Genomic DNA, 24,939 nt, shown 5'->3' with positions numbered 1-24,939 from the left:
GGGGCGAGATGTTATCCGGCCCCGCTGTGACTCCGGGGAGGCGCTCAGCTCTCGCGCTTCTCCTTGATCTTCGCGGCCTTGCCGCGCAGCTCACGGAGGTAGTACAGCTTGGCGCGGCGCACGTCACCACGGGTGACCAGCTCGATCTTCTCGACGATCGGGGTGTGCACCGGGAAGGTGCGCTCGACGCCGACGGAGAACGAGACCTTGCGGACCGTGAAGGTCTCGCGGACACCGGAACCCTGGCGACGGATCACAACGCCCTTGAACTGCTGCACACGGGAGCGGTTGCCCTCGATGACGCGCACGTGGACGTTGACGGTGTCACCCGGGCGGAAGGACGGGAGGTCGCTGCGCAGCGACGCGGCGTCGACGGTGTCGAGCAGGTGAGACATTTCGTCTGCTTTCTTCGCTGATGCCACAGGTCATCAACGGGAGTGAAGATGTACGGGAAGCTGCCGCGCGCGTCGGGTCGGGCGTCTTGTCCCCCTGTGGCAGGGGCGCACACCGGACGAGCGCACAGCAGCGGCCTATTCTTCCACGCCGGTGGCCCGGCGCCAAAATCGGCCGCACGAGTGACCGTCCGGGTCCGGTTCCCAGCCCAGGATGGACAGCATCTCGCGGTCCTTCTTGTCGAAGGTCTTCGGGTCGCAGTGCTCGATCAGATCGGGCCGGTTGAGGGTCGTACGCCGCAGGGCCTCGTCGCGGCGCCAGCGGGCGATCTTGCCGTGGTGGCCGCTGAGCAGCACGTCCGGGATGTCCCGGCCGCGCCAGGCGGGCGGCTTGGTGTAGACGGGGCCTTCCAGGAGGTTCGCCATGGCGCCGGGCGCGAAGGAGTCGTCGCGGTGCGACTCGGCGTTGCCGAGGACGCCGGGCAGCAGCCGGGCGACGGCCTCCGTGACGACCAGGACGGCGGCCTCGCCGCCGGCCAGCACGTAGTCACCGATGGACACCTCGTGGACGGGCATCCGGGTGGCGTACTCGTCGAAGACACGCCGGTCGATGCCCTCGTAGCGAGCCGGTGTGAAGATCAGCCAGGGCCGCTGGGAGAGCTCCACCGCGAGTTCCTGGGTGAAGGGCCGGCCGCTGGGCGTGGGGACGATCAGCGCGGGGGCGTGGGCGCCGCTCTCGTAGCCGTCGGCCAGGACGGCGTCCAGGGCGTCGCCCCAGGGCTCGGTCTTCATGACCATGCCGGGCCCGCCGCCGTACGGCGTGTCGTCGACCGTGTTGTGCCGGTCGTACGTCCATTCGCGCAGGTCATGGACGTGGACATCGAGCTGTCCGCGGTGACGGGCCTTGCCGACGAGCGAGACGTTCAGGGGTTCCAGGTACTCGGGGAAGATGGTGACGACGTCCAGGCGCATCACGCGTCTTCCCCCGGCTCGTCCGCCTGCGGCTCGCCTTCCGCGCGTTCCGCCTCTTCCGCCTCGCGGCCGGAGGCGATCTCGGCGCGGTCGTCGATCAGGCCGGGCGGGGGCGTGATGACGGCCCGCTGCTCCCGGAGGTCGATCTCGGAGACGATCTCCTCCACGAAGGGGATCATGACCTCGGTGCCGTCCGGGCGCTCCACGATGAACAGGTCCTGCGAGGGCAGGTGCGAGATCTCGGTGATCCGGCCGACCTCCACGCCGTCCTCGGTGACCACGTCCAGGTCCATGAGCTGGTGGTCGTAGTACTCGTCCTCGCCCTCCGGCATCTCCTCCGGGTCCACGTCGGCGATCAGGAGGGTGTTGCGCAGGGCCTCGGCGCCGGTCCGATCGGTCACGCCCGCGAAACGCAGGAGCAGACGGCCGCTGTGGACGCGACCGGTCTCGATGGTCAGCGGACCCGTGGCGGCGGGATCCGTGGCGAGTACGGCGCCGGGGGCCAGCCTCAGCTCCGGCTCGTCGGTACGTACCTCGACGGTGACCTCGCCCTTGATGCCGTGGGCACGGCCGATCCGTGCGACTACCAGCTGCACCTGTCCAATTCTCCTGTCATCTGCTGCGCGTGTCCTGCTCATACGACTGCGGGCCGGGGACGGCCGAGTGGCCCTCCCCGGCCCGAGCCGGTTGCGATGAAGCGTCAGCGGACGTTGTCCACGTCGACCAGGTCGACGCGGACACCGCGACCGCCGATGGCGCCCACGACGGTACGCAGAGCGCGCGCGGTACGACCGTTGCGGCCGATCACCTTGCCGAGGTCGTCGGGGTGCACCCGGACCTCCAGCACGCGCCCGCGGCGCAGGTTGCGCGAGGCGACCTGCACATCGTCAGGGTTGTCGACGATGCCCTTCACGAGGTGCTCAAGCGCCTCTTCGAGCATGCTGCTCAGGCCTCGGTCGACGAGGACTCGGCCGCGGCCTCGTCCTTCTTCTCAGCCTTCTTCTTCTGGGTGATGGCCTCACCCTTGGCGTCGTCGTCGCCACCGAGGGCCTCGAACGACGGACGGGCCGACTTCGGCTCGGCGACGAGCAGCGGCGCGGGAGCCGGCTCGCCCTTGAACTTCTGCCAGTCGCCGGTCTTCTTCAGGATGGCGAGGACGGGCTCGGTCGGCTGGGCGCCGACGCCGAGCCAGTACGCCACGCGGTCGGCGTCCACCTCGATGACCGACGGGTTGTAGGTCGGGTGGTACTTGCCGATCTCCTCGATGGCCCGGCCGTCACGGCGGGTACGGGAGTCGGCGACGACGATGCGGTAGTGAGGCGAACGGATCTTGCCCAGACGCTTCAGCTTGATCTTGACTGCCACGGGAGTGGATTCTCCTGGTTTTGACGTGGTGGGGCACGGCGCGTTGCCGCGTGGGGTTGCGGTACCCGTGTGCCCGACGGACGCGTCAGCCGGAGGAGAGAGGGGTCCTGTGCGGCTGTCGAGTACAGCCATCCATTCTGCCATACCCTGCGGACCCCTCTCGGCCAGGGGGACGGAGCGCGGCCGGGCACGCCTGACCGGGGCCCGGCGAACGGCCCGGGTCCCGGCGGCCGCGCCGCCCCGCACCGGGGGCGCCGCGCCGCGCCCGCCGGCCTGGGGTGCCGGCGGGCGCGGTGTGTGGTCGTGGTGTGGGGTCCGGCACCCACGAGATGCCGGGCGAGGGTCAGGCGGCGCCCGACATCTCCGGGATGCGGAAGGGTTTGCCGCAGCCACCGCAGACGATGGGGGCCTGGGCGAGGACGGAGGGGACCACGCGGACGTTGCGACCGCAGTCGCAGACGGCCTTGACGCGGACGCCGCCGCCGGAGGATCCGTGGCGGGCGGCGGGACCCCGGAAGGTCCGGGAGGTGTCCTCCGTCGTGGCCGCCGAGTGCGCCTTGAGGGCGCGTTGGAGACGCTCGATGGTCGGACGGTAGCGCCGCTTCGCCTCGGGGTTGAGCGTGACCAGCGAGAAGCCGCTGCTGGGATGCGGTTCCTCGGGGTGGTCCAGGCCCAGCTCCTCGGCGATCGAGAGGAACCGTCGGTTGTGGTAGCGGCCGGCACGGGAGGTGTCGCGGACCCCGCGCGCGGCGGCGATGCCGTGGACTGCCTCATGGAGCAGCCGTTCGAAGGAGAGCTCGTGTCCGCACGCGGACGACGACTCTCCGATCAAGGACTCTGGCGCGGCGAGATCCGGCAGATCGGGGTGGTACCGCTGAATATCGGCCCACGCCTGTGCCAGCTCTGCGGCGAGAACAGGTGGTGTCTGTGTCGTGCTCACGTAATGACAACGAGCGGAGGGCACGCTGTGTTCCTATTCCGGGGCATCCCAAATAATTTGCACGTACCCGTCAGTTGGCACTGATGCGTCCTGACGAGGGCGCGTGCGCCGATGTGCGGAGGAAGCCTCACAGCTCATAACAAGCCGGTGCGTAGACGGCACTACGATCCGTCCGGTACACCCTGTGACGACGATGACCCGTGGATGCGCAAGGGGCGTTTCGGCCGCTCTCGGTTCCGGGGTCCCACCTTGCTCAGCGCCCGCGCCGGCCGCGACGTTACCGTGCGCGACCGCGCCCCCCGGCACCGGCCCGTCCTCCGGCGTGATCACCGTAAGGGCGGCGGGATTGCCGGGTTGTGAATTCTCGCCACACCGGCGCACCGCGTCCAAGCGGGCCCCCTCGACCCCTGGACGGGGCCGCGGCGCGGGAGTTACCTGGCATACGTGGGACGTCCGCGAGGACGGCCACGGGGGCCACACGACCTGACACAGCGGCGAACCGTCGGCGGATGGGAGCGCTTATCCATGACAGCCTCGCTCGTACGGCAGCATCCGCCGCACGTGGATCCCACGGCCCACGAGGACGCGGAGGCACGTGCGCGGGACTGGGCCGAGATCCAGGAACGCGTGCTCGTCCCGCTCCACGAGGCCGTGTACGAACGGCTCGACGTGGGCCCGGACACCCGCCTGCTCGGCCTGCGCTGCGGCTCCGGCCTCGCCCTCCTCCTCGCGGCCGCCCGCGGCGCCGCCGTCACCGGCGTCGACCCCTCCCCCTGCCTGCTGGCCCTCGCCCGCGAACGGCTGCTGCCGCCCGACGGCGGCAGCCCGCGCGCGGAGCTCCTGCGCGGCTCACCGGTGGCCGCCCGGAGCGCCGCGCCGTACGGCCTGATCACCGCGCTCGACCCCGTCCGCTGCCCCTCGGGCGACCCCCAGGCGCTCGCCGCCCTGCTCACGGAGGCTCTTCCGTACGCCGCGCCCGGTGCCGCCGTGGTGCTCGCCGGCTGGGGCCCGCAGGAACGTTGCGCCACCTCCACCGTGCTGCGGGTCGCGGCGAAACTGGCTGATCCTTTGCGCAGCAACGGCGGCTGGCGGCCGGCCCGGCGGGACGACCTGGAGGAGGCCGCCCAGCGGGCGGGGCTGCGCCCGGACGGCTCGGGGCGGGTCTCCTGCCCGTTCGGGTACGCCGACCCGGGGAGCGCGGTGCGGGGACTGCTGTCCACCGGGCTCTTCGACGCGGCGATCGCGGCGACCGACGCCGAGCAGGTCGACAAGGAACTGGCGGAGGCCCTGCACCCGTACCGCCGCGCCGACGGCACCGTCTGGATGCCCAATGTCCTCCGCTACCTGATCGCCCGCGTCCCGTGAGCGTGCGGCGCGGTCAGCGCGGCTCCTCGGGGTCCTTGACCAGCCGTGTGATCCCGGCGATCCGGTAGGCGTCCGCCTCCTCCAGCGTCTCGTGCTCCAGCAGCGCCCGCGCCAGCGCGTCCAGCTGACCCCGGTGGTCCCGGAGTTTGCGCCGCGCCTCGTCGTAGCACTCGTCCACGATCCGCCGCATCTCGGTGTCGATCACGTCGAGCGTCCCGGGGGCGGCGGCGAGCCCGTAGGCCTGCTGGGCGTCGCTGGGCAGCGCGGACAGCCGGCCGACCCGCTCGCTCATGCCCCAGCGGGCCACCATCGCGCGGGCGATGTTCGTCACCTGTTCGAGGTCGCTCTCCGCGCCCGTGGTGACCACGCCGTAGACGACCTCCTCCGCGGCCATGCCACCCAGCGCACCGATGATCCGACCGCGCAGATACTCCTCCGAATGGGCGTACCGCTCCACCTCGGGCGTGGACATGGTCACCCCGAGCGCCCGGCCGCGCGGCACGATGGTGATCTTGCGAACGGGGTCCGCGCCCGGCTGGAGCATGCCCAGCAGCGCGTGGCCGCTCTCGTGGTAGGCGGTACGCCGCCGGTCCTCCTCCGGCATCACCAGGGTCCGCTCGGCACCCAGCTGGACCTTCTCCAGCGCCTCGGAGAGATCCGCGGCGGTCACCCGCTCCTGCTTGCGCTTGACCGCGAGCAGCGCGGCCTCATTGGCGAGGTTGGCCAGGTCGGCGCCCGTCATGCCGGGGGTCGCGCGCGCCATCCGGGCCAGGTCGACGTCCGGCTCCAGCGGCACGTCCCGGGTGTGGATCAGCAGGATCGCCTCGCGGCCCGCGCGGTCCGGCGGGGCCACCGTGACCACCCGGTCGAAGCGGCCGGGGCGGGTCAGCGCCTGGTCCAGGATGTCGGCGCGGTTGGTGGCCGCGATGACGATCACGCCCTCCGAGCCCGAGAAGCCGTCCATCTCGGTGAGGATCTGGTTGAGCGTCTGCTCACGCTCGTCGTGCCCGCTCATGGCCGTACTGCCGCCGCGCGCCCGGCCGATGGTGTCGATCTCGTCGATGAAGATGATCGACGGGGCCACCTTGCGGGCCTCCGCGAACAGCTCGCGCACCCGGGACGCGCCGACGCCGACGATCATCTCGATGAACTCCGACGCCGAGGCCGAGAAGAACGGCACCCCGGCCTCGCCCGCGACCGCCCGAGCGAGCAGTGTCTTCCCGGTTCCGGGCGGGCCCGCGAGGAGCACGCCCCGGGGCAGTTTCGCGCCCATCCTGCGGTAGGCGTCGGGGTGCTCCAGGAAGTCGACCACGTCGTCCAGTTCGCCCTTGACCTCGTCGATCCCCGCCACGTCCGCGAACGTGGTGCGCCGGGTGTCCGGCTCGGGCCCCACCGGCTTGGGCGGCGCCCGGCGGCCGAACAGACCGCCCGCGCCGGGCAGCGAGCCGCCGAACCGACGGGCGAAGAACACCCACACCGCGACCAGGACGAGGATCGGGATCAGGGAGAGCAGCAGGTTGGAGACGAAGCTGCGCTCCTGCACCACCGGGCGAGCGGTCACCGTGACGCCGTGGCTGCTCAGGTTCTGCCACAGCCGGTCGTCCGCGAAAGCGGGGCGCTGTGTCTTGAACCGGGTGTACCGGCCGCCGCCCTCGGGGTTGCTCCGGGAGGTCTTCAGCCGGCCCTGGATCGCGTCGCCCTTGGAGTAGATCGTGGCGACATTGCCCTCGGATACCTGCCGGCTGAACTCGGTGTAGGAGATCGTCGGCTGATTCGCCTGGCCGAGGTAGTTCAGGCCGAGATAGGCCAGCAGGAAGACGATCACCGCGGTGACGAGGAGCCCCCACCACTTGCCGCCCCGAAGCCCTCCCCCACCGGACCGCCGGGGCGTTTCGGGGGTGCCCTCGGCGCGCCACGGCTGCTCCGGGTCCTTGCGCGGGGGCGGCGCGTTGCTCATATAGGGACGTTAAGGCAGATATCGGAACACGGCACATGATGAAGGGCGCCCCCTCGCAGGAGGAGGCGCCCTTCAGGCCGTACGACCGTCCACGACCGTCAGCCCATGAACTTCTTGAACTCGTCCGGCAGCTCGAACTCCTCGGCGCCCTGCTGGGGCAGCTGGAAGGCGTTGCCGCCCTGGGCCGCGGCCTCGCGCCGCTGGGCCTCCTCCAGCTCCTGCTGCTTGCGCTTCATCGGGTTGCCGGAGCGCTGCTTGCCCTTGGCCTTCTTCTGCTGCTTCTTCTGCCGGCCGGGGCCGCCGCCCATGCCCGGGAGGCCCGGCATGCCCGGCATGCCGCCGCCCTGGGCCATCCGGGACATCATCTTGCGGGCCTCGAAGAACCGCTCGACCAGGCCCTTCACGGCGCTGACCTCGACGCCGGAACCCTTGGCGATACGGGCGCGGCGGGAGCCGTTGATGATCGTCGGGTCCTGGCGCTCGCCCGGGGTCATCGACTTGATGATCGCGGCGGTGCGGTCGACGTCGCGCTCGTCGATGTTCTGGATCTGGTCCTTGATCTGCCCCATGCCCGGCAGCATGCCGAGCAGCTTGGAGATCGAGCCCATCTTCCTGACCTGTTCCATCTGGGACAGGAAGTCGTCCAGGGTGAAGTCCTGGCCCTTCTTGGACGCCAGCTTCGAGGCCATCTTGGCGGCCTCTTCCTGGCTGAAGGTCTTCTCCGCCTGCTCGATCAGGGTGAGCAGGTCACCCATGTCGAGGATGCGGGAGGCCATCCGGTCCGGGTGGAACGCGTCGAAGTCGTCCAGCTTCTCGCCGTTCGACGCGAACATGATCGGCTTGCCGGTGATCTGCCGGATGGACAGCGCGGCACCACCGCGGGCGTCACCGTCCAGCTTGGACAGGACGACACCGTCGAAGCCGACGCCGTCGCGGAACGCCTCGGCCGTGTTGACGGCGTCCTGGCCGATCATCGCGTCGACGACGAAGAGGATCTCGTCCGGGGAGACGGCGTCGCGGATGTCCGCCGCCTGCCGCATCATCTCCTGGTCGATGCCGAGGCGGCCGGCGGTGTCCACGATCACGATGTCGTGGACCTTGGACTTCGCGAACTCGATGGAGTCCGTGGCCACCTTGACCGGGTCGCCGACGCCGTTGCCCGGCTCCGGCGCGTACACGGCGACGCCCGCGCGCTCCGCGACGACGCTGAGCTGGTTGACCGCGTTGGGCCGCTGGAGGTCGCAGGCGACGAGCAGCGGGGAGTGCCCCTGCTCCTTGAGCCAGCGGCCGAGCTTGCCCGCGAGGGTGGTCTTACCGGCGCCCTGGAGACCCGCGAGCATGATCACGGTGGGCGGCTGCTTGGCGAAGCGCAGCCGGCGGGTCTCGCCACCGAGGATGGTGACGAGCTCGTCGTTGACGACCTTCAGAACCTGCTGCGCCGGGTTCAGCGCCTTGGAGACCTCGGCGCCGAGGGCACGTTCCTTGACGTTCTTGATGAACGTGCGGACGACAGGAAGGGCCACGTCCGCTTCGAGGAGCGCGATGCGGATCTCGCGTGCCGTGGCGTCGATGTCCGCCTCGGACAACCGGCCCTTGCCGCGGAGGTTTTTGAAAGTCGCGCTGAGGCGGTCGGAGAGGGTATCGAACACGGTGGCGTCGGTCCTCGGGGTCGGAGGGGTCTGGGCTGCCCTCCAGGGTATCCGGCCCGGCAGGTCATCAGTCCCCGCCCGTCGCATTCGGCGTCCGTCACGGCGCCCGCAGCGTCTCCTCCAGCACCCTCGCCACCGACCCCGCGTCCCGCTCGGGCAGCGCCTCGCCCGCGCCCGTCGTCACGTAGAAGGCGTCGACCGCGTTGGCGCCCAGTGTCGAGACGTGCATGCTGCGGACCCGGACACCCGCCTTCTCCAGGGCCATGCCGATGCGGTGCAGCAGGCCGGGGGCGTCCTGGGCACGGACCTCGATGACGGTGGCGTGGTGGGAGGCGGCCGGGGCCACCGTCACCCGCGGCGGCGGGGCGAGCAGGCCGCGGCGCCTCGGGTAGGCGGCGTCGCGCTCGGCGAGGCGGCCGGCGATGTCGAGGGAGCCGTCCAGGGCGCGGACCAGGTCGGCGCGCAGCCGCGCGGCCTCGGGCAGCGAGCCGTACTCGGCGGCGACCCGCCAGTCGAGCAGCAGCACCGATCCGTCGCCGCCGCCGACGTACCCCGGCAGCCGCAGGGTGCGCAGCTCGGCGGTGCGGACGGTGAGCCGGTGCACGGCGAGGACACCGGCGACGGCGGGCAGCACGGCGGTCTGGTCGGGTACGGCGATGAGCAGCTCGACGCCGAGCGGCTCGGGCGCGCCGGGCGGTTCCTCGGCGGGCACCGGCTCGCTGCGGGCCCGCAGGGCGAGGACCGGTCCGCCGGTGCGGAACGCCTCGACGGCCAGGCGTTCCTGCTCGGCGGTGGGCGCGGTCGGCGCGGGCTCGTCCGGGAGGTCGCCGGCGAGCAGGGCCCCGACGCGGCGGACCAGGTCGGCGACGAGCGAGCCGCGCCAGGAGGACCAGGCGGCGGGGCCGGTGGCGAGGGCGTCGGCCTCGGTGAGGGCGTGCAGGAGTTCCAGGGTGCCCTCGGTGCCGACGGCGTCGGCGACGGAGCGGACGGTGGCGGGGTCGTCCAGGTCGCGGCGGGTGGCCGTGTCGATCAGCAGGAGGTGGTGGCGGACCAGCGTCGACAGGACGGCGGCGTCCTCGGGGTCGAAGCCGATGCGGGTGGCGACGTCCTTGGCGATGATCTCGCCGGCCACCGAGTGGTCGCCGGGCCAGCCCTTGCCGATGTCGTGCAGCAGCGCGGCGACGAGGAGGAGGTCGGGGCGGTGGACGTGCCGGGTGAGGGCGGCGGCGCGGACGGCCGTCTCGATCAGATGGCGGTCGACGGTCCAGACGTGGACGGCGTTGCGCTGGGGGCGGCAGCGGACCCGTTCCCAGTCCGGGAGCAGCCTGCTGATCAGTCCCTCGGCCTCCAGGGCCTCCCAGACCTCGACGGTGGGGCGGCCGGAGCCGAGCAGGGTGACCAGCTGCTCGCGGGCCTCGGCGGGCCAGGGCGTGGGCAGGGGGCGGGCGGCCGCGGCCAGGCGTCGTACGGCGTACGGGGAGAGCGGGAGGCCCGCCTGGGCGGCGGCGGCCGCGGCGCGCAGCGGGAGGACGGGGTCGCGCTCGGGGCGGGCGGCGCGGGCGAGTACCACCTCGCCGTCCTGTTCGACCACGCCCTCGGCGAGCGGGGACCGCTCGGCGAGCTGCTTCCCGCCGCCCAGCATGGCGCGCAGCCGCGGGCGTACGGCCCGCGAGCGCAGCACCCGGCCCACCTCGCGCCAGGTGACGTCGCCGGCGTAGGAGATGACGCGGGCCGCCTCGTAGACCTGCCGGAGCAGGGCGTCGGCGTCGAGGAGGCCCAGTTCGGCCGCTACCTGGTCCTGCTCCTGGAGGGCGAGGCGGTCGGTGGCGCGGCCGGTGCTCAGATGGAGGGCGTCGCGCACGTCGAGCAGGGCGCGGCGGGCCTCGGCCAGGCCCTCGCGGGGGGCGTCGGCGAGCCAGGAGGCGGCGACGGCGCGCAGCGCGGTGGCGTCACGCAGGCCGCCGCGGGCCTCCTTGAGGTCGGGTTCCAGGAGGAACCGCAGCTCGCCCTGGCGTTCGGCGCGTTCGTCGCACAGTTCCCTCAGTTCGGGCAGCCGCTTGGGCGCCTGGTTGCGCCAGTCGGCGAGGACGGCGGTGCGCAGTCCGGCGGTCAGCGCGAGGTCGCCGGCGAGGTGGCGGGCGTCCAGCAGGCCGAGCTGGACCTTGAGGTCCTCGCCGGCCGTCTTCCGGGCCTCGGAGAGGGTGCGTACGGAGTGGTCGAGGTCGAGGCCGAGGTCCCAGACGGGGTACCAGAGGCGGTCGGCGAGGGCGGCGACCGCGGCGGGGTCGGAGCCGTCGTGCAGCAGCAGGAGGTCCAGGTCGCTGCGCGGGGACAGCTCACCGCGGCCGTAGCCGCCGACGGCGACGAGGGAGATGCCCTGCGGCTTGCCGGCCGCGGCGGTGAGGAGTCCGGCGAGCCAGTCGTCGGTCAGTTCGGCGAGGGCGGCGCGGCGCGGCGGCCCGGTCCGCGCCCCCTCGGTGAGGAGGCGCAGCCGGGCCGCCGCGTAGCCGCCGGGTTCCGGGCTCTCGGCCGATGTCCGCTCATCCGTTCCCGTCACCCAGCGACTCCCGTTCCGTTCCGTTCCGGTGTTCCAGGTCTGATTCTCAGAGGGCGTCCGGGCCGCGTTCCCCGGTGCGGACGCGTACGGCCGTCTCGACCGGGACCGACCAGACCTTGCCGTCGCCGATCTTGCCGGTGCGGGCCGCCTTGGCGATGGTCTCGATCAGTTCCTCGGCGTCGTCGTCCTCGGTGAGGACCTCGATACGGATCTTGGGCACCAGGTCGACGGTGTACTCCGCGCCGCGGTAGACCTCGGTGTGGCCCCGCTGCCGACCGTAGCCGCTGGCCTCGGTGACCGTCAGTCCGTGGACGCCGAAGGACTGGAGGGCTTCCTTGATCTCGTCGAGCCGGTACGGCTTGACGACGGCCGTGATGAGCTTCATGCGTCCACCTTCTTGGTCTGCTTCCCGCTCTTCTTGTCGCCCTGATTCTCCGACGGCTTCCCGCCGGCCGCGCCGGCCGCGGCGGAGAGGGCGGATCCGAGGACGCCGCCGCCGGCCCCGCTGTAGTCGTAGGCGCTCTCGGCGTGCTCGGCGCGGTCGATGCCGGAGATCTCCTCGTCCTGGGTGACGCGCATCCCGATGGTCTTGTCGAGGAGGAAGGCGAGGACCGCGGAGACGATCAGGGAGTAGGCGAGGACGCCGCCGACGCCGGCGCACTGCTTCCACAGCTGGGTGAAGGAGTGGTCGCCGTAGAAGACACCGGTGGCGGTGGACTGGCCCTTGCCGCTGGCGAAGAAGCCGATCAGCAGCGAGCCGATGATGCCGCCGACCATGTGGACGCCGACGACGTCGAGGGAGTCGTCGTAGCCGAGGCGGAACTTCAGTCCGACGGCCGCGGCGCAGGCGACACCGGCGATGGCGCCGACGGCGATCGCGCCGAGCGGGGTGACCGCGCCGCCGGAGGGGGTGATGGCGACGAGCCCGGCGACCGCGCCGGAGGCGGCCCCGAGGGTGGTGCAGGCGCCGTGCCGGATCTTCTCGTAGCCGAGCCAGGCGAGCATGGCGGCGGCGGTGGCGATCTGGGTGTTGACGAACATCAGGGGGCCGACGCCGTCGTCGTTGCCGAGCCAGGAGCCGGCGTTGAAGCCGAACCAGCCGAACCACAGCAGGCCGGCGCCGAGCATGACCAGGGGCAGGCTGTGCGGGCGCATCGGGTCCTTCTTGAAGCCGACGCGCTTGCCGATGACGAGGATGACGCCGAGGGCCGCGGCACCGGCGTTGATGTGGACCGCCGTACCGCCGGCGAAGTCGATCACGCCCAGTTCGTAGGCCCAGCCGCCGGTGCCCCAGACCCAGTGGGCGACCGGGAAGTAGACGATGGTGACCCACAGCACGAGGAAGACGGCCCAGGCGCTGAATTTCACCCGGTCGGCGAGGGCGCCGCTGATGAGGGCCGGGGTGATGATCGCGAACATCATCTGGAAGACGGCGAAGACGAAGACCGGAATGGTGTAACCGGGCCACAGGTCCATCTTGCCGATACCGGTCCAGCCGACGAAGTCGGAGGTCCAGCCGATCAGGGAGCCGTGGTCCGTGCCGAAGCTCATCGAGAAGCCGTAGAGCACCCACAGAATGGTGACGATGCCCATGCTGATGAAGCTCATCATCAGCATGTTCAGGGTGCTCTTGACGCGGACCATGCCTCCGTAGAAGAAGGCCAGGCCCGGGGTCATGAGCAGCACCAGGGCGGAAGCAATGAGCATGAAGCCTGTGTTGGCGGACGACAGTTTGGGTGCGTCCGCCGCAAGCATGATGGCTGGGGCCATCGGCGTCTCCTCGTCGATCGGTACGGCCCGTGCGGGCGGTGCCTCAGCGGTCCGGTGGGTGGTGTGGGGGGCCGGGTATGCGCCAGAGACTGACGTAGCACCGTTTCCACGGAAGCCACACGTTGTTTCACCGGGGTGACGAAGAAGACCTGTGTGTTACGCGTGCATGAACCGGCCGCGGCGCGGACCTCTCGATGACCTGGCGTTGGGGGAGCCGAGTCGGGCGGTTCGGGAGGTCCGGCCGCGGCCGGGGTTCCGGGGCGGGGACCGGGTCAGACGGCCTCGGACTCGGGGAGGTCCACGGCGAGCTGTTCGGCGAGGTCGATCACGGCACCGAGTTCGGCGTGGTCCCGCACGGCCGTGCCGACCGTCTTTCGGATACGGGTGTTCACGCGCTCGGAGCGGACCTTCTTGGCCACGGTCATCGCCCGGGAGGCGAACTCCGCGCCGGCCTCGGGTTCGTCCTGGAGCAGGTGCACGGTGGCCATGCCGATCAGGTTGAGCGCGTACGACCGCTGGTGCTCGCCGTCCTTGGCGAACAGGTCCACCGCCCGCCGCATCAGCGGCTCGGCGAGGGAGGCGTAGGCGGGGCTGCGGCCCGCGCTGTAGGCGAGGTCGCGGAAGGAGTGGGAGTTCTCCGCGTACAGCTCGGCCTCGGAGAAGAAGCGGATCCAGTCCGGGTCCGGCTCGTCCCACTCGTCCACCTCGGAGAAGGTGTCCTCGGCCATGCGCACCGCGCGCTTGGTCCGGCCGGGCTGGCCCATGTTGGCGTAGGCGCGGGCCTCCATCGCATACAGCATGGCCTGGGTGCGCGGTCCCGCGCAGTCGCGGCTGCCGTACTGGGCCAGGTGGACCAGCTCCAGGGCGTCGTCGGGCCGGCCGAGGTGGATCATCTGGCGGCTCATGCTGGAGAGGATGTACGAGCCGAGCGGCCGGTCCCCGGCCTCCTTGGCGGCGTGCAGCGCGAGGACGAAGTACTTCTGCGCGGTGGGCTGCAGTCCGACGTCGTACGACATCCAGCCGGCCAGTTCGGCCAGCTCGGCGGCGACCTTGAAGAGCTTGCGGGTGGTGGCCTCGGGCTGGGGTTCCTGGAGCAGGTCGGTGACCTCGTGCAGCTGGCCGACGACGGCCTTGCGGCGCAGTCCGCCGCCGCACTGGGCGTCCCACTGGCGGAACATCCGGGTGGTCGACTCCAGCAGCTCCAGCTCCGGCTTGGACAGCCGGCCGGGGCGGCGGGAGTCGAGGGGGGACTCGGGGGCGGACGCGGCCGGGGCGCCGGGGGTGGGCACCAGCCAGCGCTGCATGGGCTCGATCAGGGAGGGGCCGGCGGACAGCGCGAGGGAGGTGCCGAGGAAGCCGCGCCGGGCGAGCATCAGGTCGCTGCGGGAGAACTCGCCGAGCTGGGCGACGGTCTGGGGACCGGTCCAGGGCAGGTCGACGCCGGAGGCGGCGGTCGGCTGGCGGGCGGCGCGCAGGCCCAGGTCCTCGATGGAGACCACGCAGCCGAAGCGCTCGGAGAACAGCTCCGAGAGGATGCGCGGGATCGGTTCGCGCGGGTTCTCGCCGTCCAGCCAGCGGCGCACCCGGGAGGTGTCGGTGGAGATGTGGTTGGCCCCTAACTGGCGGGCCCTGCGGTTCACCTGGCGGGCCAGCTCGCCCTTGGACCATCCGCTGCGCACGAACCACGAGCCGAGCAGCTCATTGGGGCGCTTGTCAGCGTTTGTCCCGCTTCCGCCATTGCCGCCCACTGGAACGCCCCCATCCCTGAGACCTCTTGCCGCCCGAGTGCGCCAAGCCCTATCAGAATGCCGGTAAGAACGGTCCGGCGTCCCCCGGTTCCCAGCCTTCGAACGCGATACCGAGCCGTTCTCGAGCCCTGTTCCGGGTTACCGCCGAGTCACTTCCGGGTTGCCCCCGGCATACCCACCGGCGCATGTGCCCGGAGGATTCCGCACACTCACAGTAACGTCGTGATCACCGGCTCAGCCACGCGGATCAGAGAAACGCCACCATTCGCCACCCCTTCGAATGAACTCCCGGTCCGTCGCACGCGATTCACTTGACACAGGACGAACGGAAGCAGGCGGAGTGATGCACAAAGGGGCGCGTGAATCCCGGTGCGCCACCCGACGTGCTTCGAAGCGCCGCCGTGGTTCCGTCACGGCGGGGGTGCCCGGAGACGTAGCGTTACGTTCCGCTTCCGTCTCGTTCCGTGTCGTAACCACCGGCGCGCTGGACCCGTTGGAGGGGGCATGGGCTTCACGATCGGCGGCATTCGCGAGATCCGCTCCGGCACGCGTCGACGCGGCCGGTCCGCGGAGTGCACCACGGTCGCCGAGTTCACCGGGCTGTGGGGCTGGGACGTGGTGCCCGGCGCGCGGGCCGCGGCGGGCGCCTGCTCCTGCGGGTTCGAGAACTGCCCGGAGCCGGGCGCGCATCCGCTCGACTTCGCGCCCGAGGTGCCGGCCGGGGCCACCCTGGACGACGTGGCCAAGGCGTGGGCGGAGTACCCGGGCGCCTCGGTGCTGCTGCCGGTGGGGCGTGCCTTCGACGTCGTGGAGGTCTCCGAGGCGGCCGGCCGGCGCGCCCTGGTCCGGCTGGAGCGGATGGGGCTTCCGCTGGGTCCGGTGGCCGTGACCCCCGAGGGCCGGGTCCACTTCTTCGTGGCACCGGGCGCCGCGGCCGAGCTGCCCCGGCTGCTGTACCGCATGGGCTGGGACGACCCGCGCGCCCTTGATCTGCGCGGCCTCGGACCGGGTGCGTACATCACCGCGCCGCCCTGCGACCGGGGCGGCCGGGGCCCGGTGCGCTGGCTGCGCCCGCCCGCCCTCGACTCCGCGACCCGCCCTCCCGCGGCCCGGCTGCTGCTGGGGACGCTGGCGTACGTGGCGCACCGGTCGCGGTGGCGGGCGTAGGGCCGCCGGGGAGAGCGGCCGAAAGAGCGAAGTGCCCGTCCTCAACTGCACCTTGAGGGCGGGCACTTCTCCGTGACGGGGGACGGACCGGCTACGGTCAGTCTCCGATCAGCGCGTCCACGAACGCCTCCGGCTCGAACGGCGCGAGGTCGTCCGCGCCCTCGCCGAGCCCGATCAGCTTGACCGGCACGCCCAGCTCGCGCTGGACCGCGACCACGATGCCGCCCTTGGCCGTGCCGTCCAGCTTGGTCAGCACGATGCCGGTGATGTCCACGACCTCGGCGAACACCCGGGCCTGCACCAGCCCGTTCTGCCCGGTGGTGGCGTCCAGGACCAGCAGCACCTCGTCCAGCGGCGCGTGCTTCTCGACCACGCGCTTGACCTTGCCCAGCTCGTCCATGAGACCGGTCTTGGTGTGCAGCCGGCCGGCGGTGTCGATGAGGACGACGTCGACCCCCATCTCCTTGCCCTCCTTCACCGCGTCGAAGGCCACGGAGGCGGGGTCGCCGGCCTCGGGACCGCGCACGGTGTAGGCGCCGACCCGCTCGCCCCAGGTCTGGAGCTGGTCGGCGGCGGCGGCGCGGAAGGTGTCGGCGGCGCCCAGCACCACGGTGCGGCCGTCGGCGACCAGGACGCGGGCGAGCTTGCCGGTGGTGGTGGTCTTGCCGGTGCCGTTGACGCCGACGACCATCACGATGCCGGGCCTGCGGTCGGCGGGCTCGGTCTTCACGGTGCGGTCGACATCGGTGCCGACCAGCTTGAGCAGCTCCTCGCGCAGCAGGCCGCGCAGCTCCTCGGGGGTGCGGGTGCCGAGCACCTTGACGCGCTCGCGCAGGCCCTCGACCAGTTCCTGGGTGGGCTGCACACCGACGTCGGCGGTGAGCAGGGTGTCCTCGATCTCCTCCCAGGTGTCGTCGTCCAGGTGCTCGCGCGAGAGCAGCGTGAGCAGGCCCTTGCCGAGGGCGTTCTGGGAGCGGGACAGCCGGGTGCGGAGCCGGACCAGCCGGCCTGCGGTGGGCTCCGGGATCTCGATCTCCGGAGCCTCGACGGCGGGGACGGGAGGCTCTTCGACGGCGACCGGCGGGCCGCCCGGGAGATCCACCTCCTCGATCGTCCGGCGCGGTTCGTCGCGCGGCGTCTCGGCCTCTTCGCCGACGTGCGGCTCGGCCGGGGGCGCGGTGATGTCGGGCGCCTTCGGGGGCGGCGGGGGCAGCGACTTCCGGCGTCGGGTGCCCACGATCAGCCCGCCGAGCGCGCCGAGCACGACCACGGCGATGACTACAGCAAGGATGATGGTTTCCATAACGCCCCCAGTATCGGCCATGGGCCACCCCGGGACCGGGCTTGTGACTTCCTCCGAGAGACAAACGCCACGTTTGGCGATGAGTCGGAGCAAAGTACGATGGTCCGGGCTGCGTTGACGCGCGTAGAGTCCGACCGTCCCCTTCCCCCCACGTCTAGGGCACACTTCCCCATGAGCAAAACCGTCGAGACCGAAGGCGCTCTCGAGACCCGTGGCATCGAGCAGGTCCCGGACCACGAGCGGACCGGCCGGACCCGTGAGCTGTTCCCGACCTGGGTCGGCGCGAACATCAGCGTGCTGCTGCTGACGATGGGCGCGAGCCTCGTCGTGGCGTACCACCTGAACATCTGGCAGGCGCTGGTCGTCGCGGTGGCGGCGCCCGTGGTGTCGTACGGCCTCGTCGGCCTGATCGGCATCGCCGGCAAGCGGGGCGGGGCGCCGGGCATGGCGCTGTCCCGCGCGGTGTTCGGACAGCGGGGCAACCTGCTGCCGGGTTCGCTGATCTGGGTGGCCCGCTGGGGCTGGGAGACGATCAACGCGGTGACCGGCGCCTACGCCATGCTCTCCATCCTGGAGATCCTCTTCGGCATCAAGGCGAACAGCGTCCTGGACATGGTGACGCTGCTGGTCTTCGTGGTGGCCACCTTCGCGATCTCCGGGCTCGGCATCAACGCCGTGCAGAAGTGCAACAAGTACGCCACCTACTTCTTCGGCGCGTTCTCGGTGCTGGTCCTCGTCTACCTGGCGGTGAAGACGGACTGGTCGAAGGTGATGGACCACAGCGCCGGCTCCACGGCCGCGGTAATCACCGGCATCGGCATGATCGCGGCCGGTGGCGTCAGCTGGATCCCGACGGCCCCGGACTTCACCCGCTATCTGCCGCGCACGGCCTCCTCGAAGGCGATCGTGGGTACGGCGGTCGGCGGCGCCGGTGTGGTCGTGCTGCCGATGGTCCTGATGGGCGCGGTGATGGCGGTCGCCACCCCGGACCTGGCCTCGGCCACCGACCCGGTGTCCTTCCTGGGCAAGATCCTGCCGACGTGGATCGCGGTGCCGTACCTGTTCATCGCGCTGGTCGGCATGCTGCTGATCAACTCGATGTCGATGTACTCCGCGGGCTTCACCGCGCAGACCCTCGGCTTCAAGGTGCCCCGGCACTGGGCGGTGTCCGTCAACGCCGTGATCTCGCTGGTGTTCGGCGGGGTGCTGATGCTGGTGGCGACGAGCTTCATGGGCTCCTTCATCGCCTTCCTGTCCCTGCTCGCGGTCGCCTTCTCCGCGTGGGTCGGCGTGTTCGGCGCGGACATGTTCCGCCGCACGGAGTACGACGGCCGGGCCATGGCCGACACCTCGCGCACCAGCGCCTACTGGTACAAGGGTGGCTTCTCCCCCGCGGCCGTGGCCGCGTGGGCGATCGGCCTGGTGTCGGGCCTGATGTTCACCACCTCGGACTGGTTCACCGGTCCGCTGGCCAAGAACAACCTCATCGGCGAGTACGGCCTCGGCTGGGTCGCGACGATCGTGATCTCGGGCGTGCTGTACATGGTGCTGCCGAAGCCGCGGATCGAGGCTCCGGCGGGCGCCGAGGAGGCCGCGCGGGCCGACGGGACCGCCGAGTCCGTCTCCGGCCGTACCGGCGGGCAGGCGACCGCCGCCGTCTGATCCCGCGTTCGCCGGGCTCGGTGGCCGCTCCCGCGCGGGCCGCGCGGTGCCGGGAAGCGCACAGCCGCCCGCAGCGGTCCGTCCCCGGTCTCCGTTCCGGCACCGGCCGGGCAGCGGCGGTGCGGTGCCCGGCCGGTGCCGGAACGGCACGCGCCCGCGACCGGCCCCGGCCCTCCGAGCCCGCAGTCGGGCCGGGTCGTCCGCCGGCCCGATCGCACGGCCCCGGTGCCGCGTCCGACGTCACGTCATCCCGGATCCCCCTCCGACGCCTCGCGCAGGAGGGGGATCCTGCTTGTCCGGACGTACGAGAGCGGGGCCGCGGGAATCTCCTCGCGCACCCGCGCGGCGGTCGGTGACGAGGGGCGGGGCCCGCCGGCGAAGGGGACGGAGGCGGAGCGAGCGCGGCCGGGGAGGCGCGCGGGCGGCGCCACCGAGGACGGCGAGCCGTTCGGGCGGCGGCGCCGGGGAGGCCGACGCGGAAACACCCGGCACCCCGCCCGAACTCCCGGGTCGAGACCCCGCCCGGCACGACGACGGGGAGCATGTGACCGCCCGGAACCCGGCGCCGCCCCCTCCTCCGCACTCCTACCGCGACACTCGACCAGCTCCCCGCCCATCCACCCGTCGACGCGTGAAAGCCCTCGCCCCCGGACCGGGCAGTGGCCGGTCCGGGGGCGAGGGGAGAAACGAGGAGAGGGGCAGCGGGGTCTGAAGGCCCTTCTCCCCGGGATCGAGGGTGCCTCGGGGGAGGCTCAGCCCATCTCCTCCAGGGCCTTGCCCTTGGTCTCCTTGACGAACCTCAGGACGAAGGGGATGGAGAGGGCGGCGAACACCGTGTAGATGACGTACGTGCCGGAGAGGTTCCAGTCCGCCAGCGACGGGAAGCTCGCGGTGATCGCCCAGTTGGCGATCCACTGCGCGGCGGCGGCCACACCCAGGGCGGCGGCGCGGATCCGGTTCGGGAACATCTCGCCGAGCATGACCCAGACGACCACACCCCAGGACAGGGCGAAGAAGAGGACGAAGATGTGCGCCGCGACCAGGGCGACCCAGCCCTGCGTGGCCGGCAGCTTGCCGTCGACCAGGTGGTAGGAGAAGGCCCAGGCCTCCAGCGCCAGGCCGACGACCATACCGACCGAGCCGATGAGCGCGAGCGGCTTGCGGCCGATCCGGTCCACGAAGATCATCGCGATCACGGTGCCGAGAATGTTGATGATGGACGTGGTGAAGGAGTAGAAGAACGAGTCCGTCGGGTCGACGCCGACCGACTGCCACAGCGTCGAGGAGTAGTAGAACGCGACGTTGATGCCGACGAACTGCTGGAAGACCGACAGGCCGATGCCCACCCAGACGATCGGCTTGAAGAAGAAGCCGCCGCCCAGCAGGTCCTTGAAGGTGGAGCGGTGCTCGCTCTTCATCGCGTGCTCGATCTCGGCGACGCGCTTGTCCAGGTCGGTGCCCTTGCCCTCGACCTCGACCAGGATCTCCTTGGCGCGCTCACGCTTGCCGACGGACAGCAGGAAGCGCGGGGACTCGGGGATGGCGAAGGACAGCAGGCCGTACAGGGCGGCCGGGATCACCATGACGCCCAGCATGACCTGCCAGGCCTCCAGGCCCATCAGGTGGCCGCGCTGGTTGCCGCCGGCGGCGTTCAGCAGACCCCAGTTGACCAGCTGGGAGATGGCGATGCCGACGACGATCGCGGCCTGCTGGAAGGAGCCGAGCCGGCCGCGGTAGGCGGGCGGGGCGACCTCGGCGATGTAGGCGGGGCCGATCACGGAGGCCATGCCGATGGCGAAACCGCCGACGATGCGCCAGAAGGCGAGGTCCCACAGCGCGAAGGGCAGCGCGGAGCCGACGGCGCTGATCGTGAACAGCGTGGCCGCGATCTGCATGCAGCGGATACGGCCGATCCGGTCGGCTATCCGGCCCGCGGTGGCGGCACCGATGGCGCAGCCGATCAGGGCGATGGCGATGACCTGCGCGAGCGCGGCGGAGCCGATGTCGTAGCGGTCGCGGATGGCCTCGACGGCGCCGTTGATGACGGAGCTGTCGTAGCCGAAGAGGAAGCCGCCCATGGCCGCGGCCGCGGCGATGAAGATGACGTGCCCGAGATGTTCGGGATGAGCCGTCCCGGCTCCTGACTGAGGTGCCTGCGCTGTGCTGGTCACGTGAAACTCCTCGGGCCACGGCAACGCTGCCGGGGTGGGGGTGAGCCCTTCCAGGTCTCCAGTGGCGCATACGCCTGCGCTACTTACACCTGAAGGAAAAAAGCAACGTGGGAGAGACTATGCCTTCAACTTCCGAAGTCAATAGGTGGAATGCTGTGAGTTAGGAGATACCGTCCAGCACCCTGTGTTCAAGAAATGAACAGGGAGTGAGATGATCTTGCTCGTTGACTCCAGTCGGTCTTGAAATGGGTCAGCGCAATCGCTGCGAGATGACCTTCGACACACCGTCGCCCTGCATGGAGACGCCGTACAACGCGTCGGCAACCTCCATGGTGCGCTTCTGGTGCGTGATCACGATCAGCTGCGAGGACTCCTGCAGCTCCCGCATGATCCGGATCAGCCGCTGGAGGTTGGTGTCGTCCAGCGCCGCCTCGACCTCGTCCATCACATAGAAGGGACTAGGCCGGGCCTTGAAGATCGACACCAGCAGCGCGACGGCCGTCAGCGACCGTTCGCCGCCGGAGAGCAGGGACAACCGCTTGACCTTCTTGCCCGGCGGCCGCGCCTCGACGTCGACGCCCGTGGTGAGCATGTTGTCGGGGTCGGTGAGCACGAGCCTGCCCTCGCCGCCCGGGAACAGCCGGCCGAAGACGCCCTCGAACTCACGCGCGGTGTCCCGGTAGGCCTCGGTGAAGACCTGCTCGACCCGCTCGTCGACCTCCTTCACCACCTGGAGCAGATCGGCGCGGGTCTTCTTCAGGTCCTCCAGCTGCTCGCTGAGGAACTTGTGCCGCTCCTCCAGCGCCGCGAACTCCTCCAGCGCCAGCGGATTGACCTTGCCGAGCTGCTGGTACGCCCGCTCGGCCGCCTTGAGCCGCTTCTCCTGCTCGGCTCGTACGAAGGGGCGCGGCTGGTTACGGGGGTGATCCGGGTCCTCCGGCAGCGTCTCGCCGTCGGCGGGGGGCGAGGGCGGCACGGGCTGGTGCGGCCCGTACTCCGTCTCCAGCCCCGCCGGTTCGACACCCAGCTCCTCCAGCGCCCTGGTCTCCAGCTGCTCGATCCGCAGCCGCTTCTCGGCGCCGAGTACCTCGCCGCGGTGGACCGAATCCGTCAACTTGTCGAGTTCCGACTTCAGTTCACGTCCGGTGGTGCGGGCGGCGGTCAGCTCTCGCTCGCGCCGGGCCTTGGCGGCGTCGGCGGCGGTGCGCTCCTGATCGGCTCGGACGAGGGAGACCTCTACGTGCGCCAGCAGCTGCCGGGCGCCGTCGGCCACCGCTCGGGCGACGGCCGCCTCGTGGCGCAGCCGGGCCCGGCGCTGCTCGGCCCGCGTCCGCGCCTCGCGCTCCGCGCGGGCGGCACGGTCGAGGGAGTCGGCCCGGCCGGCCAGCCCCTTGACCCGCTCCTCGTGGGTACGGACCTGGAGACGGGCCTCCATCTCGGTCTGCCGCGCGTTGGCGCCGTCGGCGGAGAGCCGGTCGCGCACCGAAGTGTCGGGCTCCTCCTCCACGGGCGTCTCCTCGGCGACGGCGAGCCGCTCCGCGAGTTCCTCGGCTTCCCGCACGGCCTTGTCCAGCGCGTCCTGCGCCCGCGCGGCAGCGGCGGCGGAGCGCTCGGCCTCGCCGGCGGCGGCGCGGGCCTCGCCCGCGAGGCGGCCGAGCCGCTGGGCGACGGCGGACTTCTCCCGGTCGGCCACCCGGCGCCGTTCGCCCATCTCCTCCACCAGTGCCGCCGCCCCGGTACGGCGTTCCGTCGCCGCGTCCTCCTCCTCGGCCAGCTCCGCACAGCGGACCGAGAGCTGCTCCAGTTCGGCGGCGGCCTCGTCCACGGAGGCCTGGACCTCCAGCAGGCTGGGGGCGCCGGCCGAGCCGCCGTGGGCGAAGTGGGCGCCCAGGAGGTCGCCTTCGGCGGTGACGGCGGTGAGGTGGGGGTGGGAGCGGACGAGGTCTTCGGCGGCGTCCAGGGTGTCGACCACGACGATGTCGTGGAGGAGTGCGCGGATGGCTGGCATGAGCTCGGCCGGGGCGCGCACGAAGGTCTCGGCGAGCAGGTGCCGTCCGTCGGCCGCGGGCACGTGGTGGCCGGTCGCGCTCCTGAAGGGCGCCTCCGGTGAGCCCGTGACGAGCAGCGCCGCCCGGCCTCCGTCCTGTTTGCGCAGCAGGCGGATGGCGGCCGCGGCCGCGGCCGGGTTCGTCACGGCGAGGGCGTCGGCCGCGGCTCCGAAGGCGGCGGCCAGGGGGATCTCGTAGCCCGGAGTGATGGTCAGGAGTTCTGCCGCCGGGCCGAGGAGGCCGGTGAGGTGGGCCTCGGAGTCCAGCAGTATGCCGGTGCCGTCCTTGCGCCGCAGACCCAGGGCCAGTGCCTCGTGGCGGGCCTGGGTCGCGGCGCGGCGGCGCTCGGTGGTGGCGGCGGCCTGGCGGGCCGCGGTCAGGGCGGTCTCGGCGTCGGCGAGCCGGTCCCGGGCCGTCCGGTGCCGTTCGGCCAGCTCGGTGTCGGCCTCGTCGAGTCCGTCGACCTCGGCCTTGAGCGCCTCGTACTCCTCCTGGGCGCGCACCGCGCGGTCCCGCGCCTCGTCGCGGGCCGTGGCCAGCCGGCCGATCTCGGCCTGGGCGGCGGCCGCGCGTGAACGGGCCGCGCCCACCTGGCCGTTCAGCCGGGCCAGGCCCTCGCGGCGGTCGGCGATGGCGCGGGCCATGTCCTTGAGCCGGCGTTCCTCGACGGCCAGTTCCCGCTCCAGTTCGGCACGGTGGGCGACCGTGTCGTCCAGGGCGTGCCGGGCCGCCTCCAGGGCGGCCTCCAGTTCGGCCTCCTGCTCGCGGACGCGGGCGGCCTCGCGCTCCAGGTCCTCGGGGTCGCGGCCGTGGCGCTCCTCGGGCGGCGCGGAGGTGGCGCTCTTGACCCGGGCGTCGGCCAGCGAGATGGTGCCGCGCACCCGCTCGGCCAGTTGGGACAGCTCGTACCAGGTCTGCTGGGCGTTCTGGAGGCGGGGCGCGAGCTGCCGCACCTCGTCCTCCAGCAGGGACTCGCGGTGCAGGGCCTTCCTCAGCTCCTGCTCGGCGGCCTCCTTGCGCTCCTTGAGGGCGGCCTCGTCGGCGATCTCGGCGTCGAGCGCCCGACGCAGCCGTACGAGGTCGTCGGCGAGCAGCCGCAGGCGGGTGTCGCGCAGATCGGCCTGGATGACGGCGGCCCGGCGTGCCACGGCGGCCTGGCGGCCGAGGGGTTTGAGCTGGCGGCGCAGTTCGTCGGTGAGGTCCTGGACGCGGGCGAGGTTGGCCTGCATCGCGTCCAGTTTCCGCAGCGCCTTCTCCTTGCGCCTGCGGTGCTTGAGGACGCCGGCCGCCTCCTCGATGAAGGCGCGGCGGCCCATCGGATCGGCGTGCAGCACGGAGTCCAGCTGGCCCTGGCCGACGATCACGTGCATCTCGCGGCCGATGCCGGAGTCGGAGAGCAGTTCCTGGATGTCCAGGAGGCGGCAGGTGTCGCCGTTGATCTGGTACTCGCTGCCGCCGTTGCGGAACATGATCCGCGTGATGGTGACCTCGGCGTACTCGATGGGCAGCGCCCCGTCGGAGTTGTCGATGGTCAGGGACACCTCGGCACGGCCCAGCGGGGGGCGCCCGGTGGTGCCGGCGAAGATGACGTCCTCCATCTTGCCGCCGCGCAGCGACTTGGCGCCCTGCTCGCCCATGACCCAGCTCAGTGCGTCCACCACATTGGACTTGCCCGAACCGTTCGGTCCGACGACGCAGGTGATCCCGGGTTCGAACCGGAGGGTGGTCGCGGAGGCGAACGACTTGAAGCCGCGCAGGGTCAGGGCCTTGAGGTGCACGCCGCCGGACTCTACCGGCCGCCGCCCGCCGTCTCAGTCCATGAACCGTCGCGACCGCGCGGTTTCACCGCCGGACACGCGGGGCACACCAGATG

Annotated in this window: 18 protein-coding genes; 3 read left to right on the top strand and 15 right to left on the bottom strand. The window is 71.7% G+C overall.

The window, feature by feature from the left end; genetic code table 11:
* Positions 1 to 44: 44 nt before the first annotated feature.
* The 6 genes from rplS to VT52_RS03115 form a co-directional block, all read right to left on the bottom strand.
* Positions 45 to 395: a 50S ribosomal protein L19 gene (gene rplS, locus VT52_RS03140; RefSeq protein WP_037654561.1), complete on the bottom strand. Its 351-nt coding sequence runs from the start codon at positions 393 to 395 to the stop codon at positions 45 to 47.
* 135 nt (positions 396 to 530) lie between these two features.
* On the bottom strand, positions 531 to 1,364 hold the full coding sequence (trmD, locus tag VT52_RS03135) for a tRNA (guanosine(37)-N1)-methyltransferase TrmD (protein ID WP_046427304.1): 834 nt from the start codon (positions 1,362 to 1,364) through the stop codon (positions 531 to 533).
* Positions 1,364 to 1,960, bottom strand: coding sequence for a ribosome maturation factor RimM (gene rimM / locus VT52_RS03130; protein ID WP_046427305.1), 597 nt, complete (start codon positions 1,958 to 1,960; stop codon positions 1,364 to 1,366). The genes trmD and rimM overlap by 1 nt, the downstream gene beginning before the upstream one ends.
* 104 nt (positions 1,961 to 2,064) lie before the next feature.
* Positions 2,065 to 2,304: an RNA-binding protein gene (locus VT52_RS03125; RefSeq protein ID WP_029385578.1), complete on the bottom strand. Its 240-nt coding sequence runs from the start codon at positions 2,302 to 2,304 to the stop codon at positions 2,065 to 2,067.
* Between the two features lie 5 nt (positions 2,305 to 2,309).
* The gene (gene rpsP, locus VT52_RS03120; protein ID WP_046427309.1) at positions 2,310 to 2,729 is read right to left on the bottom strand and encodes a 30S ribosomal protein S16; all 420 of its coding nucleotides are present in this window, start codon (positions 2,727 to 2,729) and stop codon (positions 2,310 to 2,312) included.
* 343 nt (positions 2,730 to 3,072) lie between these two features.
* Complete coding sequence (locus VT52_RS03115) at positions 3,073 to 3,669, bottom strand: hypothetical protein (RefSeq protein WP_037654570.1); 597 nt, start codon at positions 3,667 to 3,669, stop codon at positions 3,073 to 3,075.
* A 525-nt stretch (positions 3,670 to 4,194) separates the two neighbouring features.
* Between VT52_RS03115 and VT52_RS03110 the strand changes: the two genes are divergently transcribed.
* Positions 4,195 to 5,034, top strand: coding sequence for a methyltransferase type 11 (locus VT52_RS03110; RefSeq protein WP_046427311.1), 840 nt, complete (start codon positions 4,195 to 4,197; stop codon positions 5,032 to 5,034).
* Between the two features lie 13 nt (positions 5,035 to 5,047).
* Here VT52_RS03110 and ftsH read toward each other — a convergent pair whose 3' ends face one another.
* The 6 genes from ftsH to nsdA all read right to left on the bottom strand — a co-directional run bounded on the left by ftsH (position 5,048) and on the right by nsdA (position 14,715).
* Positions 5,048 to 6,991, bottom strand: a complete 1,944-nt coding sequence (ftsH, locus tag VT52_RS03105) for an ATP-dependent zinc metalloprotease FtsH (RefSeq protein ID WP_079174800.1) — start codon at positions 6,989 to 6,991, stop codon at positions 5,048 to 5,050.
* Positions 6,992 to 7,089: 98 nt separating this feature from the next.
* Positions 7,090 to 8,640 (bottom strand): signal recognition particle protein, encoded by a 1,551-nt coding sequence (ffh, locus tag VT52_RS03100; RefSeq protein ID WP_046427313.1) that lies wholly within the window; start codon positions 8,638 to 8,640, stop codon positions 7,090 to 7,092.
* Between the two features lie 97 nt (positions 8,641 to 8,737).
* Positions 8,738 to 11,197, bottom strand: coding sequence for a [protein-PII] uridylyltransferase (locus VT52_RS03095; protein WP_046427315.1), 2,460 nt, complete (start codon positions 11,195 to 11,197; stop codon positions 8,738 to 8,740).
* 46 nt (positions 11,198 to 11,243) lie between these two features.
* On the bottom strand, positions 11,244 to 11,582 hold the full coding sequence (locus VT52_RS03090) for a P-II family nitrogen regulator (RefSeq protein WP_046427317.1): 339 nt from the start codon (positions 11,580 to 11,582) through the stop codon (positions 11,244 to 11,246).
* Positions 11,579 to 12,967: an ammonium transporter gene (locus tag VT52_RS03085; RefSeq protein WP_046427319.1), complete on the bottom strand. Its 1,389-nt coding sequence runs from the start codon at positions 12,965 to 12,967 to the stop codon at positions 11,579 to 11,581. Before VT52_RS03085 ends, VT52_RS03090 begins: the two co-directional genes overlap by 4 nt.
* A 272-nt stretch (positions 12,968 to 13,239) precedes the next feature.
* The gene (nsdA, locus tag VT52_RS03080) at positions 13,240 to 14,715 is read right to left on the bottom strand and encodes a transcriptional repressor NsdA (RefSeq protein ID WP_046427320.1); all 1,476 of its coding nucleotides are present in this window, start codon (positions 14,713 to 14,715) and stop codon (positions 13,240 to 13,242) included.
* A 504-nt stretch (positions 14,716 to 15,219) separates the two neighbouring features.
* Between nsdA and VT52_RS03075 the strand changes: the two genes are divergently transcribed.
* A complete protein-coding gene (locus tag VT52_RS03075; protein ID WP_046427322.1) occupies positions 15,220 to 15,882 on the top strand; it encodes a bifunctional DNA primase/polymerase in 663 nt (220 codons plus the stop codon).
* Between the two features lie 97 nt (positions 15,883 to 15,979).
* Here the strand turns inward: VT52_RS03075 and ftsY are convergent, their stop codons facing one another.
* Complete coding sequence (gene ftsY / locus VT52_RS03070) at positions 15,980 to 17,185, bottom strand: signal recognition particle-docking protein FtsY (protein ID WP_046427323.1); 1,206 nt, start codon at positions 17,183 to 17,185, stop codon at positions 15,980 to 15,982.
* Between the two features lie 171 nt (positions 17,186 to 17,356).
* On the opposite strand from ftsY, the gene VT52_RS03065 reads away from it, so the two are divergent.
* On the top strand, positions 17,357 to 18,847 hold the full coding sequence (locus tag VT52_RS03065; protein WP_046427325.1) for a cytosine permease: 1,491 nt from the start codon (positions 17,357 to 17,359) through the stop codon (positions 18,845 to 18,847).
* Positions 18,848 to 19,599: 752 nt separating this feature from the next.
* Here VT52_RS03065 and VT52_RS03060 read toward each other — a convergent pair.
* Positions 19,600 to 21,018: a sugar porter family MFS transporter gene (locus tag VT52_RS03060; protein ID WP_046427327.1), complete on the bottom strand. Its 1,419-nt coding sequence runs from the start codon at positions 21,016 to 21,018 to the stop codon at positions 19,600 to 19,602.
* Positions 21,019 to 21,268: 250 nt separating this feature from the next.
* Positions 21,269 to 24,844, bottom strand: a complete 3,576-nt coding sequence (smc, locus tag VT52_RS03055) for a chromosome segregation protein SMC (protein ID WP_046427329.1) — start codon at positions 24,842 to 24,844, stop codon at positions 21,269 to 21,271.
* Positions 24,845 to 24,939: the final 95 nt, after the last annotated feature.

It is taken from the genome of Streptomyces malaysiense, assembly GCF_000980885.2.
GTDB lineage: Bacteria > Actinomycetota > Actinomycetes > Streptomycetales > Streptomycetaceae > Streptomyces > Streptomyces malaysiense.
The sequence above is the reverse complement of the archived record's forward strand: the minus strand, read 5'-3'. Positions and strand labels throughout refer to the sequence as shown.